The sequence below is a fragment of the Luteimonas vadosa genome, assembly GCF_039543545.1.
Classification (GTDB): domain Bacteria; phylum Pseudomonadota; class Gammaproteobacteria; order Xanthomonadales; family Xanthomonadaceae; genus Luteimonas; species Luteimonas vadosa.
In genome coordinates this window covers 1-17140 of sequence record NZ_BAABJY010000003.1, presented here as the reverse complement: position 1 = coordinate 17140, position 17140 = coordinate 1, and the positions used below count along the sequence as shown (strand labels likewise).

At 70.4% G+C, this 17140-nt stretch carries 9 protein-coding genes; 5 read left to right on the top strand and 4 right to left on the bottom strand.

The annotated features are described in order from the left end of the window. Positions 1-4: 4 nt before the first annotated feature. Entirely contained in the window at positions 5-2446 is a 2442-nt protein-coding gene (gene mrcB, locus ABD970_RS11825) for a penicillin-binding protein 1B (RefSeq protein ID WP_345295733.1), read from the bottom strand. 149 nt (positions 2447-2595) lie between these two features. On the opposite strand from mrcB, the gene ABD970_RS11820 reads away from it, so the two are divergent. Then, positions 2596-4695 (top strand): glycosyltransferase, encoded by a 2100-nt coding sequence (locus tag ABD970_RS11820; RefSeq protein ID WP_345295732.1) that lies wholly within the window; start codon positions 2596-2598, stop codon positions 4693-4695. A gap of 11 nt (positions 4696-4706) precedes the next feature. On the opposite strand, the gene ABD970_RS11815 is transcribed toward ABD970_RS11820, so the two are convergent. Beyond that, positions 4707-6326, bottom strand: coding sequence for a tetratricopeptide repeat protein (locus ABD970_RS11815; RefSeq protein ID WP_345295731.1), 1620 nt, complete (start codon positions 6324-6326; stop codon positions 4707-4709). Between the two features lie 67 nt (positions 6327-6393). After that, the gene (locus ABD970_RS11810) at positions 6394-8505 is read right to left on the bottom strand and encodes a RelA/SpoT family protein (RefSeq protein WP_345295814.1); all 2112 of its coding nucleotides are present in this window, start codon (positions 8503-8505) and stop codon (positions 6394-6396) included. A gap of 151 nt (positions 8506-8656) precedes the next feature. Between ABD970_RS11810 and ABD970_RS11805 the strand changes: the two genes are divergently transcribed. Both ABD970_RS11805 and ABD970_RS11800 read left to right on the top strand, forming a co-directional pair. Further along, positions 8657-9145 carry a hypothetical protein gene (locus ABD970_RS11805; protein ID WP_345295813.1) on the top strand — a complete coding sequence of 163 codons (489 nt, stop codon included), beginning with the start codon at positions 8657-8659 and terminating at the stop codon, positions 9143-9145. Between the two features lie 40 nt (positions 9146-9185). Continuing rightward, positions 9186-9668, top strand: coding sequence for a hypothetical protein (locus ABD970_RS11800; RefSeq protein ID WP_345295730.1), 483 nt, complete (start codon positions 9186-9188; stop codon positions 9666-9668). Here ABD970_RS11800 and ABD970_RS11795 read toward each other — a convergent pair. Continuing rightward, entirely contained in the window at positions 9661-13770 is a 4110-nt protein-coding gene (locus ABD970_RS11795; protein WP_425563105.1) for a DUF3418 domain-containing protein, read from the bottom strand. The genes ABD970_RS11800 and ABD970_RS11795 overlap by 8 nt on opposite strands. Before the next feature lie 83 nt (positions 13771-13853). Here ABD970_RS11795 and ABD970_RS11790 point away from each other — a divergent pair, with 83 nt between their 5' ends. Beyond that, positions 13854-14414, top strand: a complete 561-nt coding sequence (locus ABD970_RS11790; RefSeq protein WP_345295729.1) for a Dps family protein — start codon at positions 13854-13856, stop codon at positions 14412-14414. Between the two features lie 486 nt (positions 14415-14900). Next, entirely contained in the window at positions 14901-16712 is a 1812-nt protein-coding gene (recQ, locus tag ABD970_RS11785) for a DNA helicase RecQ (RefSeq protein ID WP_345295728.1), read from the top strand. The last annotated feature ends 428 nt before the right edge of the window (positions 16713-17140 follow it).

The window sequence follows — 17140 nt, the reverse complement described above, 5'->3', positions numbered from 1 at the left end:
TGGCTCAGGGCTCTGGGGGCGGCGGCACATCGTCCGCGGGGCGCTCGATCCGCTTGGCGGGGTCGAGCTCCTGGCCCCGATCGCCGATGCCGAACCATTCGCGCCAGCCACCGCGATCCTCGTCCGGGTCGGTGGCGTAGGGATCCATCGCGTAGGGATCAGGGTCGCCGTAGTGGCAGGGCTGGTAAGGGGGCGCGAAGCCGGCGGCGAAGGCAAAACGGGTCGCGCCCGGACACCCGGCATCGGTGCTGGAACCCTGCGCCACCCATTGCCAGTCCAGCCCCTTGCCGCCGACTTCCAGGGGCGCGCTGGGAAGCCGCTTGAACAGGCCCGACCACACGCGCATCGCACCCGTCGCGCCGTACAGGCCCGTGGTCTTGTTCTCGTCGTTGCCGACCCAGACCACGGCAAGGTGGTCGCCGGTGTAACCCGCGAACCAGCTGTCGCGGCCGTCGTTGCTGGTCCCGGTCTTGCCGGCGGCCTTGAGCCTGCCCAGGCCGTCGTTGAGCAGCTGGCGCGCGGTCCCGGACGTCACGGTGTGCTGCAGGGCCGTGGTGACCAGGCGCGCCGCCGTCCGGTCGCCGTCATCGGGGGTCGGCGGTGCCTTGTCGTAGCGCTTGAGCACGCGACCGTCGGGGTCGAGCACGCCGCGCACGGCGTACAGGGGCTGGATTTCGCCGTCGGACGCAAGGAACTGGTACAGCTGCGCCATGGCGTAGGGGCTCTGGTCGACGGAGCCCAGGATCAGCGACGGATTCGCCGTCGACTTGATCCCCGCGAGCTGCTCCATGAGCCGGGACAACCGCTCCGGGCGCACGACCATCCCGACGCGAACCGTGGCCTGGTTGTAGGACCGCGCCAGCGCATCGATCAGGCGCACGCTGCCATGGCTGCGGCCGTCCGAGTTGCCCGGGTTCCACCGCCGGCCGTTGTCCAGGGTCACCGTGATCGGGCTGTCGTCCACCCAGGTCGCCAGCGAATACTGCTGCGGCGTGGCCAGCGCGAGCAGGTAGACGAACGGCTTGAGCAGCGAACCGACCGGGCGCTGCGCCTCGACCGCGCGATTGAACCCGGGCGTGGCGACATCCCGGCTGCCCACCACCGCGATCACCTCGCCGCGATGGACATCGGTCACCACCACCCCCGCCTCCAGCGGCGGGCGCTTCTTGCCCTCGAGCGCCTTGAGGGTGCGCGTCACCGCGCCTTCCGCGTACGCCTGCGCCGAAGGCGACATGGCGGTCATCACGCTCAGGCCGGCGCCCTGCAAGGCGTCGGCCGGGTAGTCGCGGGCAAGCTGCCGGCGGACCAGGTCGACATAGGCGGGGAAGCGGTTGGCCGACGTGGTGCCGGGGGACTCGGTGATGCCCAGGGGCGCCTTGAGCGCCCGGTCGTGCTCGGCCTGCTCGATGAGGCCGGTTTCCAGCATCTGCCCGATCACCAGGTCGCGCCGCGCCTTGGCGCGCTCCGGATGGCGTCGCGGATCGTAGTGCGAGGGCCCGCGGATGATGCCGACCATCAAAGCGATCTGCTCGGTGGTCAGGTCGTCGAGCGCCCGCCCAAACCAGAACTCCGCGCCCGCGGAAACCCCGTGGATCGCCTGCGCGCCTCGCTGGCCGAGGTAGACCTGGTTGAGGTAGGCCTCCAGGATCGTTCCCTTGTCGTAACGCGCCTCGATCAGCATCGCGTACAGGATTTCGTTGAACTTGCGGGTCAGCGTCTGCTCGCGGCCGATGCCCAGCAGGCCGGAGCGGGCCAGCTGCTGCGTCAGGGTGCTTGCGCCCTGCCTGGCCTCGCCGGACTTCACGTTGACGAAGGCCGCGCGCAGGATTCCGCCCAGGTCGATGCCGTGGTGGTGCGCGAAGTTGCGGTCCTCGACCGCCTGCAGCGTGTCGGTCAACCGTTGCGGCACTTCCTCGATGCGGACCAGCCGGCGCTCTTCCTGCTTCTGGCCGTACAGTGTGGCGATGCGCGCCGGATCCAGCCGCGCCGACTTCACCTTGCGCTTGCCGGCCAGGTCGCGGACGGCGGTCACGCGGCCGCCCGACACCTGCGCCTCGACCCTGCTGGGCCCGACCGGGCCGTCGATGTCCTGGAAACCGCGGCTGGCGATGGTCCAGCGGCTGCCGTCGCGCTTCCAGGTCCCCGACCTGACGCCGTCGCCCTCCCGATAGGAGGCTGCGGCGAGTTCGGTGGCCAAGGTCTGCCGGTCCATCGCCAGGCCCGGCTGGAGCTGCAAGGGACGGGCGTAGACGCGGGTCGGCAGCTGCCAGCGCAGCTGGCCGAACCGCTCGCCGACCTGGTGGTTCAGGTACAGGGTGTAAGGGATCAGGAAACCCAGCCCGAGGCCGACTGCGGCCAACCCCCAGGTCAACAACCGCCGGCGCCAGTCGGGCGCCAGGTCGTCGTCGTAATCGTGGTCGTCTTCGTCGTAGTCGATGCGGGCCATGGAGCGTGGGCACCCTTTGCGTCGATGGATGCCCCGGCGGGCGGGACAGGCTGGGGGAATGCGACAATGCGCTGAATGCGGAGTCTAACGTAGCGATCGCTCGCCGAACCCTGCCGCAAGTCCCCTGGTCAGCAAGAGTTTTGCGATAGATGGCTTATTCCCTGGCCGATGCGCGCTTCCTGGTCGACCGCGCGATGGGTTTGCTGCGCCGCACGCTCGCCAGCCTGCGCACCCGCGGCTGGCGCGAGAGCCTGGCGCGCGCCAAGGCTCACCTGGGACGCGCCAGGCCGACCGCCGCGAGAGGACTGTACGTGCCCGCGCCCGGGCCGTTTGCTCCTTTCGCCCTCCCCACCAGCGGCCATCCGCGCGCCAGTGTCGTCATCCCGGTCTTCGACCAGTTCCCGCATACGCTGGCCTGCCTGCGGGCGATCGCGGAACACCCGCCGCGGACCGCGTTCGAGGTCATCGTCGTGGATGATGGCTGCTCCGACGAGACGGTCGCAGCGCTACCGCAGGTCGCGGGACTGCGCTACCACCGCCGCGCGCGCAATGGCGGTTTCATCGCTGCCTGCAACGACGGTGCGGCCCTGGCGCAGGGCGACCTGCTGGTCTTCCTCAATAACGACACGGTGCCGCAACCCGGCTGGCTGGATGCGATGGTCGATACCTTCGCCGCCCACCCCGACGCCGGCCTGGTGGGCGCGCAGCTGCTGTATCCGGACGGACGACTGCAGGAAGCCGGTGGCGTCGTCTTCGCCGACGGCAACGCATGGAACTATGGGCGCTTCGAGTCGCCGGACGATCCGCGCTTCGGGTACCTGCGCGACACCGACTATGCCAGCGCCGCGGCCATCGCGATCCCGCGCTCCTTGTTCGAGTCGCTCGGCGGATTCGACGCGCGTTACGCCCCGGCATACTACGAGGACACCGACCTGGCCTTCGCGGTCCGCGCCGCCGGCAGGCGCGTGCTTTACCAACCGGCCGCTCGCGTGGTCCACGACGAGGGCGCCACGGCGGGCACCGATCCGACGCGGGGCATCAAGGCGTCGCAGGAGAGGAACAAGGCCATCTTCCGCGCCAAATGGGCGGAGGAACTCAAGGCGATGGCGGACGGCGGCGCGCGGCCGTCCCCGGGTCGACTGCATGCAGCGCAGCGCCAGGTCCTGGTCATCGACGAGTGGACGCCCCGCGCGGACAACGACTCCGCCTCGTTGCGTCTGGTCAACCTGATGAAGATGCTGTCGGACCAGGGCGCGCACGTGGTCTTCCTGCCAGCCAACGGCAAGCATTGCGGGGCCCACACCGTGGCGCTGCAACGGCTCGGGGTCGAGGCCTGGCATGCCCCGTACAGTTCGGGAATATCGAAATGGTTCGCCGAGCACGGCGAGCGCTTCGATGTCGCGCTCGTCTGCCGGCACTACGTCGCCCGCGAATTCCTGCCGCTGCTGCGCAAGCACGCGCCGCAGGCCCGCGTGGTGTTCGACACGGTCGACCTGCACTACGTGCGCGAGCAACGCGCCGCGGCGCTGGCGGGCGACGCGGCATTGGCGAGGCAGGCCGCCACGACCCGCGGCCTCGAACTGGAGGTGATCGCCCGCAGCGACATGACCCTCGTGGTCAGCCAGGCCGAGCGCGTCCTGCTGTCGCACGACGCCCCCGACGCCCACGTCGAAGTGTTGTCGAACCTGCATGAAGTCGCCGGCCCGGGCCTGCCCTACGCCGAGCGCCGGGACCTCGTGTTCGTCGGCGGCTTCCGGCATCCGCCGAACGTCGATGCGATCGGCTGGTTCGTCGATGAAGTATTCCCGCTGATCCGCCAGGACCTGCCCGAGGTGCGCTTCCACTGCATCGGGGGCAACGTGCCGACCGCGATCCGCGCACGGGGCGAGATCGACGGCGTCGTCGTGCACGACCACGTCCCCGACATCCGCCCGTGGATGGACGGGTGCCGGGTCGCCGTGGCGCCGCTGCGCTACGGCGCGGGGGTCAAGGGAAAGGTCAACCTGAGCATGGCCCACGGCCAGCCCGTGGTGGCCACCACCTGCGCGGTCGAGGGTATGCACCTGCGCGATGGTTTCGACGTGCTGGTCGCCGACGATGCCGCAGCGTTCGCCCGGGCCGTGGTCCGCCTGCACGACGACCCGGACCTCTGGTCGTCCCTGAGCCGCCACGGCCTGGAGAACGTTTCCAGGCATTTCTCGATGGACGCGGCGCAAGAAACGGTTCGCCAGGTCTTCCTGCAGCCCTGATCCAGGCGGCGTCAGTCGTTGGACGCCGTCGCGGCGCGCATGCGCTGGTCGAATTCGGCCAGGCCGGGCGTCGACCGGTCGAGGGCACGCGCCTGCGCCAACGCGGCGGCGGCGGCCTGCAGTTCGTCCGCGCCGAGGCGCTCGTTGCCGACCGCCAGCCATCGCTCCGCCAGCCGTCGCCTTGCTGCGGCGATCCCGGCATCGTCGTCCGATAGCGCGCTGCGCGCGTCCAGGCAGGCACGCGCCCTCCCGAGGCTGTTGCCGCGCAACTCGCGTTCGAAGCAGGCATTCGCCGCCCCCAGCAGGCGCGCGGCAGCTTCCCGTACGGCCCTGGAATCCGGCGCCAGTGCGCGCGCCGCGCGCACCTTGTCGAATGCGCTTTCGCCGGGAGGCGCCAGCAGGTCGCCACGTGCCTCGGCCGCGGCGGCGTCCGCCAGCAGGCTGCGGACGCGCTGGTCACGGTCGCGCGAGGAAACGCCGGGCGACAGGCGCGCGCTCGACTGTCGGGCGCGTGCGAGCCGGCGTGTCGCGTCACGCACCTCGGCGGCATCCGGCGCCAGCGCACGCGCGGCCTCCAGCTCGGCTTGCGCCTCGCCGAACCGGAAGTCCGCGGCGAAGCGTTGCGCGCGCGCGGCATGCGCACCGGCGACGGCCAACAGCCCTCGCACGGCGGCCTCGTCGGTGGCCGACAGCGCCAGCAGGCTGCGGTAGGCCCGGGTCGCCTCCGGCAGCCGGCCCCACTTGAGGTCGCGGTCCGCGCGACGGCGCAGCGCCTCGGTCTCCTCGGTCAGTCGCGCCTGGCTGTCGGGCAGGTCCACGTGGCCCGGGTCGTACTTGCGGGCCAGCGCGATCCGTCGCGCCGCGACGTCGAGGTCGCCTTCGCGCAAGGCGGCGCGCGCCGAATCCAGCAGCTCGGTCAAGGCGTCCTCGCGGCCGCGCAGGGCGTCGGCGCGCTCCGGCTGCAGTTCCAGCACGCGGCGATACAGCGGCAAGGCCGCCTGCGGATCGCCATCGAGCCGCCCAGCCAGGTGCGCCGCCTCCGCCCGGGCCATGAGCTGGTCGATCCCCGCATGCGCGGCCTCCCGTCGTCGCAAGGCGTCGGCGACGGCATCGGCGTGGGCGGCGGGCACCGACAATTCGCGCGCCAGGCGCAGGTGGCCGTGGGCCGTTTCGAAGTCGTTCCGGCGCAGCGCCGCCACCGACGCCACCAGCGCGGCCGAGGCGACGTTCGCCAGACCCGTCAGGGCTTCACCGCGATCGGGGTCGATCGCCAGGGCCGCCTCGTACAGCTCGCGGGCGCCGCTGCCGTCGGCGGCGGTCAGCCGGTTGGACGCCAGCGCCCGGGCGGCGGCGGACTGCAGGGCCTGGGCCCGCGTTTCCGGCCAGATCCAGTCCGCGATCGGCTGCCGGAACACCAGCACCGCCAGCAACAACACCCCGACGACGGCTGCCGCACGCCATGCCCACCGCCGGATGCTGGCGGGCGGCGACCGGCGCCACGGACGGCGGCGCGGTGCCGGCGTCGGCGTGTCGATCCCCTCGAGGCTGCCTAGCGTGGGTTCGCGGCGGACCTGCGGCCGGCTCGCCTCCAGCGCCTGATCGGCGGTCCACGTCGGGTCTTTGCGCATCACTGCGCCAGCATAGAAGCGCAAGGGTGAACACCGCCGTGATCGTGGCGGGCGCGTCGCCTGCGCAGGCTCATGTCCGGCGCGCGGCCTCGATCCCGGGCAAGGCCTCGATCCTGCCCAGCAGCCGCGACAACTGGCCGAAATCGCTGACGCGGAGGCGCAGCTTCAAGCGCATGCGCGCCCCCCGTGCCGGGCCGCTGCTGATCGCGAGCACGTGCGCGTCCTGCTGCGCGATCAGGTTGGTCACGTCCTTGAGCAGGTGCTTGCGGTCGACGGCGTCGATCGTGACCTCGGCCTCGTGTCCACCCTCGGCCTTGCCCCACTCCACGGGCATCACCCGCTGCGGCTGCCTGGCCGACAGCCGCAGGAAGGCCGCGCAATCGCTGCGATGGACGCTGACCCCGCGGTTGCGGGTGAGGTAGCCCGACACCGCCTCGCCCGGCAGCGGCTGGCAGCAGCGCGCGACCTGCACCAGCAGGTTGCCGACGCCGACCACGGTGAACGCCGAGGTCGCCGCCTTGGGCGCCCGCCTCGGCGTCCGCAGCGCCAACGCCTCCCCGGCTTCGTCGTCGTCGCGGTCCTCGGCGCGCTCATGCTCCAGCAGCGCCCGGCCCACCTGGTGCGGACCGACGTCGCCCAGGGCGACCTGCACGCACAGGTCGTCGTAGCTGTCGACGTTGAAGCGGCGCAGGATCGGCGCGGGATCAACCTGGTGCACGCCCAGGCGCTTGAGTTCCTTTTCCAGCAGTTCCCGGCCGTCGTGCACGTTGCGCTCTCGGTCGAGCTTGTGGAACCACTGGCGCACCTTCTCGCGCGAGCGCGCACTGGCGAGGAAGCCGTTGGCGGCCACCAGCCAGTCGCGGCGCGGCTCGGCATGCTTGCCGGTGAGGATTTCCACGCGATCCCCGCTGGCGAGCACGTGATCCAGCGGCACGATCCGACCATCGACCTTGGCGCCGCGGCAGCGGTGGCCGACCATGGTGTGCACTCGGTAGGCGAAGTCCAGCGGTGTTGCGCCGGCAGGCAGGTCGATCACCTCCCCCTTCGGCGTCAGCGCGTAGATGCGGTCCTCGGTCAGTTCGGACGCCAGCCCGCCCGCCAGCGATCCCTCCTCGTTCCCCGGCTCGCCACGCGCCTGGCCCTGGTCGTGCCCTTCCAGCAGGCGGCGCATCCATTCCACCTTGCGATCCCAGGCCGCATCGCCGGCGCCGGAACGGTGCGAACCACCCTTTTCCTTGTAGCGCCAGTGCGCGGCGACGCCCAGCTCCGCCTGGGCGTGCATCTCTCGGGTGCGGATCTGCACTTCGACGGTCTTGCCTTCCGGCCCCACCACGGCGGTATGCAGCGAGCGGTAGTCGTTGTGCTTGGGCCGGGCGATGTAGTCGTCGAATTCGCTCGGGATCGGCGCCCACAGCGCGTGCACCACGCCGAGCGCGGCGTAGCAGGCGGGGACGTCCGCCACGAGCACGCGGACGGCACGCAGGTCGTACAGCTCGCCGAAGGGGACATCCTTCTTCTGCATCTTCTTCCAGATGCTGTAGATGTGCTTCGGGCGGCCGGCGACCTCGCCATCGATGCCCTGTGCCGCCAGGGCACCGGCGAGTGCATCGACCACCCCGGCCACGTAGCGCTCCCGGCCGGTGCGCTTGTCGTCGAGCAGCCGGGCGATGCGCTGGTAGGTTTCCGGCTGCAGGTAGCGGAACGCCAGGTCCTCGAGTTCCCACTTGAGCTGCCAGATGCCAAGCCGGTTCGCCAGCGGCGCGTGGATATCGCGGGTGAGACGGGCCAGCGCCTCCCGCTCCGGCACCCCCAGCGAGGGGGCCGCGCGCATCCGGGCGAGTTGCCGCGCCAGCAGGATCGGGACGACGCGCAGGTCGCGCACCATCGCCAGCAGCAACCGGCGCAGGCCTTCCTGGCCGCGGACGCGATCGTCCTGCTCGGCATGGAGCGCCCCGACCTGCTGCGCGGCCTGCTGGCCTTCGAGCAGCGACAGGATCGCCGGGTAATCCCTCGCCAAGGTCGCCTCGCAAGCGCGCTGCCACTCGGGCAGGTCGTGCAGCAGCGCCGCGGTCACCACGTCGGCGTCGGCCGAGAGCAGCGAGAGCGATCCAAGGGTGTCGAACAGCACGTCATGCGAACGACCCGCGGCGAGGGGCGCGGCCGCGGCCGCTTCGCGCAGCATGCGCTTCAGGGTGCCGGGCAACGCATCGACCCCGGGTGCCGCGAACACGCGCTCTGCGCTGACTGGGTCTTGCGTCGCCACGGCGCTTCATGTTTCCTGCGGGGGAGCGACTACACTAGCGGCCTCACGCCATGAGGAACAGGCCATGACGATGCGATCCGGATTCATCCAACCCCTGCTCGCCTGCATGCTGCTGGCGTTCTCGCTGCCGGCGATGGCGCAGGACGCGGCCGCCCAGGGCATCGAGCGGCAGATGACCACGGAGGAGTTCAAGGCCGCCGGCCTGGACAAGCTCAGCCCTGCCGAACTCGCCCGGCTCAATGCCTGGTTGAACCGCACGGTCGAGACCGCCGCCGCCGAGGCCAAGAAGCGGGTCGAGGACGACAACCGCGGCTTCTTCAGCTTCGGCTCCAGCGAACCCGTGGTGGCCACCATCGCCGGCGAGTTCCGCGGCTTCGCGCGTGGCCGCGAATACACGCTGGACAACGGCAACGTGTGGAAGCAGGTGGACGAGGCATCGCTGGTGGGGGCCCGCCTCACCAACCCCGAGGTGAAGATCACTCCGAGCATGGTCGGCAACAGCTGGTACATGCAGGTCGGCCGTTACAACACCCGGGCCAAGGTGCAGCGGATCAAGTAAGGCCCCCGACTCCGATTCCATCCAGCACGGGATCCACTCCATGCGCGTTCTTGCCTGGTGCACCCTCCTTGCCGGGGCAGCGTTCCTGCCGCCGGCCTTCGCCGAAGAGCCCTACGTACCGCTCGAACAGCGGCTGACGCCCGAACAGCTCCGCGAGACCGGCCTCGACGGCCTGTCCGCGGCCCAGCTCGAACGCCTCAATGCCATCCTCCGCGCGGACACGGCGGCCGTCGTGGCGCGCGAGCAGGCACGCCCCCGGCCGGACGGCGGCGGATTGTTCGGCCCGGCCCGCGAGCCAGTCACGACCCGGCTCGTCGGCGAGTTCCGCGGCTGGAGCAATGGCACCCGGTTCACCCTCGAGAACGGCCAGACCTGGCGGGTCATCGATACGCCCGAGTACTACGTGTCCAAGTCGAAGTTCAAGGCCTCGCCGGCCATCCTCCTCTCGCCCGGCCTGCTCGGCGGCTGGTACCTGCAGGTCGACGGTGACTCGATGCGCGCCAAGGTCACGCAGGTCAACTAGGCTCGCCGCGCAGCGCCGCGACGCGTGCCGCCAGCTTCTTCGGCGACACCGCCACCTGCGTGCCCAGCTCCTGGGCATGGATCGACACGCGTAGTTCCTCGAGTTCATGGCGCAAGGCGCGCCATCCCGCCTCGCCGCCGGCACCGGCCGCCTCGGCGGCACGCAAGGCGTCCACGAAGGGCTTGAGCTCCAGCATGCGCTGCTGGTCGCGCAGCGGGTCGCGCAGCGCCCGTTCCGCGCGCAAGGCCAGTGCCTTGAGGTAGCGCGGGTAGTGTTCGAGCAACCCGCCCGGCGTCTCCCGGAGGAAGCCCGGCGGCGTCAGCGCCGCGAGGTGTGCGCGCATGTCGTCGAGGTTGCCGCTGGCCCAGCCGACCAGCGGGGACTCCAGGCGCGCGCGGACCTCGGCGACCTGGTCGAGGATCGCTTCGGCCAGCCGCAGGCGCCGCGTGGCTTCGGCGAAGAGCGCCTTGCCGGTCCGGTCCACGAGTGACGCGAACGCATCGGCGTCGCGGACGTCTTCCAGCCCCTCCCGGGCGACTGCCTCGAAGGCGCCGTCGACCAGGTCTTCGCGCAGGTGGTCGACCGGCTTGCCGCCGGTATCCCGCGGGGCGGCCGATTCGATCGCCGCGTACAGCAGCGCGGTCTTCGGCCTGACCGGCAACTGCTTCCGGGCCTGCCGGAGGGTGGCCGCCAGCGCGATCGCCAGCAGCCGCCGGACACCACGCGGGTGGTGGCGCAGGGCCTCGTCGCGGTCGGCATGCACCGCGAGCGAGACGCTGCCGCCGTCGTCGTGCAACGCGGGGTACGCAGGCACGCCGCCCGCACCGGGCACCGACTCGGGGATAGAGTCCGCCGGAAACGCGGTCATGCCGTCGCGCGCCATGCCTTCGGCGGCACGCGCCGCGAACGCCGCTGCCGCACGTTGCCCGAACCGGTCCCGCAAGTCGCCGAGATCCCGGGTTTCGGCCAGCACTTCGCGCCCCTCTGCGTCGACCAGCCGCAGGTTCGCACGCAGGTGCGGCTCCAGGGCCGCTTCGTCGAAGTCCGTCGGCGGGACATCGACACCGGTCATGCGCCGGAGGAAGCGCGCCAGCGCGCCTGCGAAGGCATCGGGCTCCGCCGGACCATGCGCGGCCGCGAAAGCCTGCGCGAAATCCGGCGCCGGCACGAAGTTGCGCCGTAGCGACTTGGGCAGCGACTTGATCATCGCCACGGCCTTGTCATGCACCAGCCCCGGTGCCAGCCACGACAGGCGCGCCGGGTCGAGCGCGTTGATCAGGTGCAGCGGGACGACCACGGTCATGCCGTCGTCCACCGCGGCGGGCTCGAACCGGTAGCTGACCGCGAGGCGCGCGTCGCCCAGCGCGAGGTAGTCCGGGAACGCCCCGGCATCGCTGGCATCGGCGACCATCAGGTCGTCGTGCGACCACTCCAGTGCGCGGCGCTTGTCCTTCGGCAGCTTCGCGTACCACGCGTCCAGGGCCTGGGCACTGACGATCTCCGCCGGGATGCGCGCGCGGTACCACTGCGTCATCCACGACTCGTCGACCACCAGGCCGACCCGCCGCTGCTTGGCCTCCTCCTGCTCCGCTTGCGCCAGGACGCGCCGGTTGCGGGCGACGAATGCGCTGCGGGTGTTGATTTCCCCGGCCACCAACCCGTCGCGGAGGAAGAAGTCGCGCGATCCCTCCGGGTACAGCCCGCCGTAATGGATCGGCTTCTTCGGCGCCAACACCAGTCCGAACAGCGAGATCTGTTCGCTTCCAACCACTCGCCCCTGGCTCCGCGACCAGCGCGGATCGAAGTGGCGGCGGGCGAGCAGGTGCGGCAACTCGGCGATGGCCCATTCCGGCTCGATGGCCGCGTTGGTCAACGACCAGACCTTCTCGGTGTCGAGCAGGGTCGCCGACAGCACCCACGGGGGTGGCTTGGCGGCGAGCGTCGAGCCCGGGAACAACTGGAACCGGCGGCCGCGGGGCCCTTCGTAAAGCACGGCGGACTTGCCGGCCTTGTCCGTGGCCACGCGGTGGCCGACCTGGGTGGGCAAGCCGGCGATCAGTGCGCGATGCAGCTGCTCGTACGCGGCGCGGTGCTTGCCATCGGTACGCGAGGGAAGGCGATCGCGCTTGCCCGGATCCTCGGTCTCACCCTCGGTGAATCCCTCGAGCCCTGCGTCACGGCGCACCTCCCAACCCAGCGCCTCGCACTGCAGCTTCAGTTGCCGGTGCAGCTCGCGCCACTCGCGCATGCGCAGGAATCCGAGGAAGTGCGTCGCGCACCAGCGCCGGAGTTGCGACTGAGTCATGTCCTCGTGCGCGGCCTGGTAGGCAGTCCAGAGCTTGAGGATGGCGACGAACTCGGACCTCGGATCGCTGAACCGCGCGTGCGCGGCATCGGCCGCGGCGCGCTGGTCGGCCGGGCGCTCGCGGGGATTCTGGATGCCCAGGAAGGCAGCGATCGCCAGCATGTCGTGCAGGCAGCCGCGGTCGTTGGCCGCGACCAGCATCCGCGCCAGTTTCACGTCGACCGGCAGCCGGGACATGGTGCGGCCGATGGCGGTGAGCGCGCGCTGGTCGTCGACCGCACCCAGCTCCTGCAGCTGCTGCCAGCCGTCGGCGATCGCACGTGGATCGGGTGGATCGAGGAAAGGGAAGTCCTCGACCAGCGTCGCGTTGCCGGACTTCGACGTCGACGTCGCACCCCCGCCGCGACGCCTGGGCTTGCCACGGCCGCCGTCGCCGCCGGACAAGCCCAGCGACAGCATCCGCAGGATCACGCCCGCCAGCGCGGCGCGTCGGATTTCCGGATCGGTGAAGGCAGGCCGCGCGTCATAGTCGGCTTCCGAATACAGGCGGTAGCAGGCCCCCGGCGCCACGCGCCCGCAACGGCCCTTGCGCTGGTCGGCGCTGGCCTGGCTGACCGGTTCGATGTGGAGCCGGTCGAGCTTCAGCCTCGGGCTGTAGCGCTTGACCCGCGCCAGCCCGGGATCGACCACGTGGTGGATCCGCGGCACGGTCAGCGAGGTTTCCGCGACATTGGTCGCCAGCACGATGCGGCGCTGGGTGCCGGGATGGAATACGCGGTCCTGGTCGCGCGCCGACAGTCGTGCGTACAGCGGCAGCACTTCAGTATGGCGGTAGTTGCGGCCTTCCAGCGCACGATGCGCATCGCGGATCTCGCGCTCGCCGGGTAGGAACACCAGGGTGTCGCCGGTGGGCCGGCCGCGCGCGATCTCGTCGCAGGCCGCGACGATGCCGTCGAGCACGGATCGCTCGCCTTCGTCCGCGCCCTCGCCTTCCAGCGGGCGCCAGCGCACTTCGACCGGATGGCCGCGGCCCTCGACGTCGACCACCGGCGCACCGCCGAAGTGTCGTGCGAAACGCTCGGTGTCGATGGTCGCCGAGGTCACGATCAGCTTGAGGTCGCGGCGCTTGCGCAACAGCTGCCTGAGGTAGCCGAGCAGGAAATCGATGTTGAGGCTGCGCTCATGGGCCTCGTCGATGATCAGCGTGTCGTAGGCCGACAGCCAGCGATCCGACGCGATCTCGGCCAGCAGGATGCCGTCGGTCATGAACTTGACCGCGGTGTCGGCCGTGACCTGGTCGTTGAAGCGCACCTGGAACCCGACCGCGCCGCCCAGCGGCACCTGCAGCTCCTCCGCCACCCGCCGCGCGACCGCGCGTGCGGCGATCCGGCGCGGCTGGGTGCATCCGATCATGCCCGCCGCCCCGCGCCCCGCCGCCAGGCACAGCTTGGGCAGCTGGGTGGTCTTGCCGGAGCCTGTTTCGCCGGCGACCACCAGCACCTGGTGCGACTGCAGCAGCGCGACGATTCGCGCGGCCTGGCTGGCGATCGGCAACGTGGGGTCGACGTCCGCCTGCGGCAGACTGGCCGCCCGCGCTTCACGGCGTGCCACGGACCGGGCAAGCGCATCCTCGAACGCGGCACGCGCCTTGTCGTCGCCGGGCGCAGCCTGCCAGCGCCGCCACAGGCCTTGCAGGCGCGCCGCGTCGCGGCTGCAGGCACGCTCGATCGGCGCGTGATGTCGCGGGCCACCAGGCTCCCTTGACGCTGCGCTTGCATTGCGGTCGATAGGCTTCACAGGTCGGCTCGACGGCAACACTGCATTTCATTCTCTCGCCGCATCCGCCTATTGTGGCGTCATCCCCCGAACGGAGAAACCCGATGGCCAAGCAAGACAAGTCCAAACCCACGCCCAAGACCTCCAAGGCCCAGCCCGCCGCATCGCCGGGAAGCAGCGACAAGGGCCCGGCCATCGACATCGGCATCGGCAGCGGCGACCGCAAGAAGATCGCGCAAGGCCTGTCCGCCTTCCTCGCCGACAGCTTCACGCTCTACCTCAAGACCCACAACTTCCACTGGAACGTGACCGGGCCGATGTTCAATTCCCTGCACAACATGTTCGAAGGCCAGTACACCGAACAATGGGGGGCGCTGGACGAGATCGCCGAACGCATCCGCGCGCTGGGCTTCAACGCGCCGGGTTCGTATGCCGAATACACGTCCCTGTCGTCGATCCCGGAAGAGCCCGGCCTCAAGGACGCCGCCGACTGGCAGGAGATGGTGCGCCAGCTCACCAAGGGCAACGAGGCCGTCTGCCGCACCGCCCGAAACGTCCTGGCCACCGCCGACGAGGCCGGCGACGACCCCTCTGTCGACCTGCTGACGCAACGCCTGCAGGTGCACGAGAAGAACGCCTGGATGCTGCGCTCGCTGCTGCAATAGGCATGCGGTGGGGGAACCGGGATCCTCTGAAGAGCGAGCGTCCCCCGCGCTGCGCCGGCATTCACTGACCTGCGGGACGACCTGTTCGTTCAATCCGGCGCGCACCTCATGCCGACACTCCGGGAAGGAACTGGTGCCGGTCCCCACGCGCCGGATGCCAACCCCACGTACTTGACGCATCCCCCACGTACTTGACGCAAACCCCAGGTACTTGATGCACCCAACGCAGCAGATTCCGCACCCCGTGCACACCTGACGCAAACCCCCCGCGCACCGAATCCCAATCCCCTCCCCCGCTTGCGGGCGAGGGCCAGGGTGGTGGCAACGCCACCAAGGCGCCGGGCGTCTGGCAATGCGTCGAGCGGGGCGCTTCTGGTCGATGCTTCCTCATCGAGCCACGAGCGTGCCCCGGCACGCGGAGTTGCCTGACCTTTCCCCACACCCACGACTGACGTCGCTCGGCCTACGGCTTGTTACCCTAGCCGCATGCCAGATGCCTCCCTGCACCAGCTCCGCCAGGTCTTCGGATTCGAGGCCTTCCGCGGCGAGCAGGCCGCCATCGTGGCCCACGTCACCGCCGGCAACGACGCCCTGGTGCTGATGCCCACCGGTGGCGGCAAGTCCCTGTGCTACCAGCTACCGGCACTGCTGCGCGAGGGCTGCGGCATCGTGGTCTCGCCGCTGATCGCGCTGATGCAGGACCAGGTGGAGGCGCTGCGCCTGCTGGGCGTGCGCGCAGCCTTCCTCAACTCCACGCTGGATGGCGCGACCGCGGCGAGCATCGAGCAGGAGCTGCTCGCGGGCGAGCTGGACTTGCTCTACGTCGCACCGGAACGGCTGCTGACGCCCCGCTTCCTGTCACTGCTGGACCGCGCGCGCATCGCGCTGTTCGCCATCGACGAAGCCCATTGCGTCTCGCAGTGGGGACACGACTTCCGCCGCGAATACCGTGAACTGACCGTCCTGCACGAACGCTGGCCGGACGTGCCGCGGATCGCGCTCACCGCCACCGCCGACCCACCCACCCAGGTCGAGATCGCCGAACGACTGCAACTGGAGGAGGCCCGTCGCTTCGTCAGCTCCTTCGACCGGCCGAACATCAGGTACGCGGTGGTCCAGAAGGACAATGCCATCCGCCAGCTGCGCGACTTCCTCGCCGGGCACGCGGGCGAGGCGGGGATCGTGTATTGCCTGTCGCGACGCAAGGTCGAGAAGACTGCCGCCGCGCTCGTCGACCTGGGCATCGACGCCCTGCCCTACCACGCCGGACTGGACGCCGAGACCCGCGCGACCCACCAGCGGCGCTTCCTGCGCGAGGACGGCGTGGTGATCGTGGCGACGATCGCCTTCGGCATGGGCATCGACAAGCCCGACGTGCGCTTCGTCGCGCACCTGGACCTGCCGAAGTCGCTGGAAGGCTATTACCAGGAGACCGGACGCGCCGGCCGCGACGGCGAACCCGCCGACGCCTGGATGTGCCAGGGGCTGGGCGATGTGGTGCTGCTGCGGCAGATGATCGAGCAGTCCGATTCCGGCGAAGAGCGCAAACGGCTGGAACGCCGCAAGCTCGACGCGCTGGTGGCCTATTGCGAAACGATGCGCTGTCGCCGCCAGGTCCTGCTATCGAGCTTCGGCGAGGACTACCCCCGGCCCTGCGGCAACTGCGACAACTGCCTGGAGCCGGCCGAGACCTGGGACGCCACCGTCGCCGCGCAGAAGGCGCTCAGCTGCGTCTACCGCAGCGGGCAGCGCTTCGGCGCCGCGCATGTAATCGACGTCCTGCGCGGCAGCGACAACGAACGCATCCGCCAGTTCGGCCACGACCGGTTGAGCACGCACGGGATCGGAAGCGAACTGGACGCCCGCGCGTGGCGCAGCGTATTCCGGCAACTGGTCGCCTCAGGCCTGCTGGAAGTCGACGCGGAAGGTTATGGAAGCCTGCGCCTCACCGACGCGAGTCGAGAAGTCCTCACCGGTGGCCGGCAGGTAATGCTGCGCAAGGAAGCCCCGCGCCGCAGCGGGCGCGAGCGGCCATCCCGCGGCAAGCCTCCAGTCGCCGACCTCGACCCTGCCGACCAGCCCCTGTTCGACGCCCTGCGCGAACTGCGGGCCAACCTGGCGCGGGAGCAGAACGTCCCCGCCTACGTCATCTTCCACGACACTACCTTGCGCGGCATCGCCGCGCGAAAGCCGGAGAATGCCGATGAACTTGCTCACGTCGACGGCATCGGCAGCACCAAGCTGGAGCGATACGGCGACCTGGTGCTGGAAACAGTCGCCAACACCACCCAAGCCTGAAACCACGGATCCGTACAAGCCACGCCGGGAGCCTCCGGCCCCGTCCTCCGGATGCGGACACCATGAATCGCATCGGGGCGGCCCGGAAACTGTTGGAACCGAGGGACAGCGGCAAGAAGGAGTGGCCGGTTGTGATGTGCTCCAGTCCGCCTAGACAGTCCCACCTCCGCAGCATCACCCATGCCGCGCGCGGCTGTCGAAAAAGAAACGCCCGCGACACTGCGCTGGACGTCGAGGGGTTCTGAATGAAAATGGTGGGTCGTGATGGATTCGAACCCGCCCAGGCAGCCCCCTCCGCCCCCGCATCACCCATGCCGCGCGCGCGGCTGACGAAAAAGAAACGCCCGCGACACCGCGCTGGATGTCCAAGGGCTCCGAATTAAAGATGGTGGGTCGTGATGGATTCGAACCCGCCCAGGCAGCCCCCT

Bases quoted from the DNA above. Each gene is read 5' to 3' on its own strand.
- ABD970_RS11810 (WP_345295814.1), bottom strand. From the start codon at position 8,505: ATGCTGCGCGAAGCGGCCGCGGCCGCGCCCCTCGCCGCGGGTCGTTCG.
- ABD970_RS11790 (WP_345295729.1), top strand. From the start codon at position 13,854: ATGGCCAAGCAAGACAAGTCCAAACCCACGCCCAAGACCTCCAAGGCC.
- ABD970_RS11800 (WP_345295730.1), top strand. From the start codon at position 9,186: ATGCGCGTTCTTGCCTGGTGCACCCTCCTTGCCGGGGCAGCGTTCCTG.
- recQ (WP_345295728.1), top strand. From the start codon at position 14,901: ATGCCAGATGCCTCCCTGCACCAGCTCCGCCAGGTCTTCGGATTCGAG.
- mrcB (WP_345295733.1), bottom strand. From the start codon at position 2,446: ATGGCCCGCATCGACTACGACGAAGACGACCACGATTACGACGACGAC.
- ABD970_RS11820 (WP_345295732.1), top strand. From the start codon at position 2,596: ATGGCTTATTCCCTGGCCGATGCGCGCTTCCTGGTCGACCGCGCGATG.
- ABD970_RS11805 (WP_345295813.1), top strand. From the start codon at position 8,657: ATGCGATCCGGATTCATCCAACCCCTGCTCGCCTGCATGCTGCTGGCG.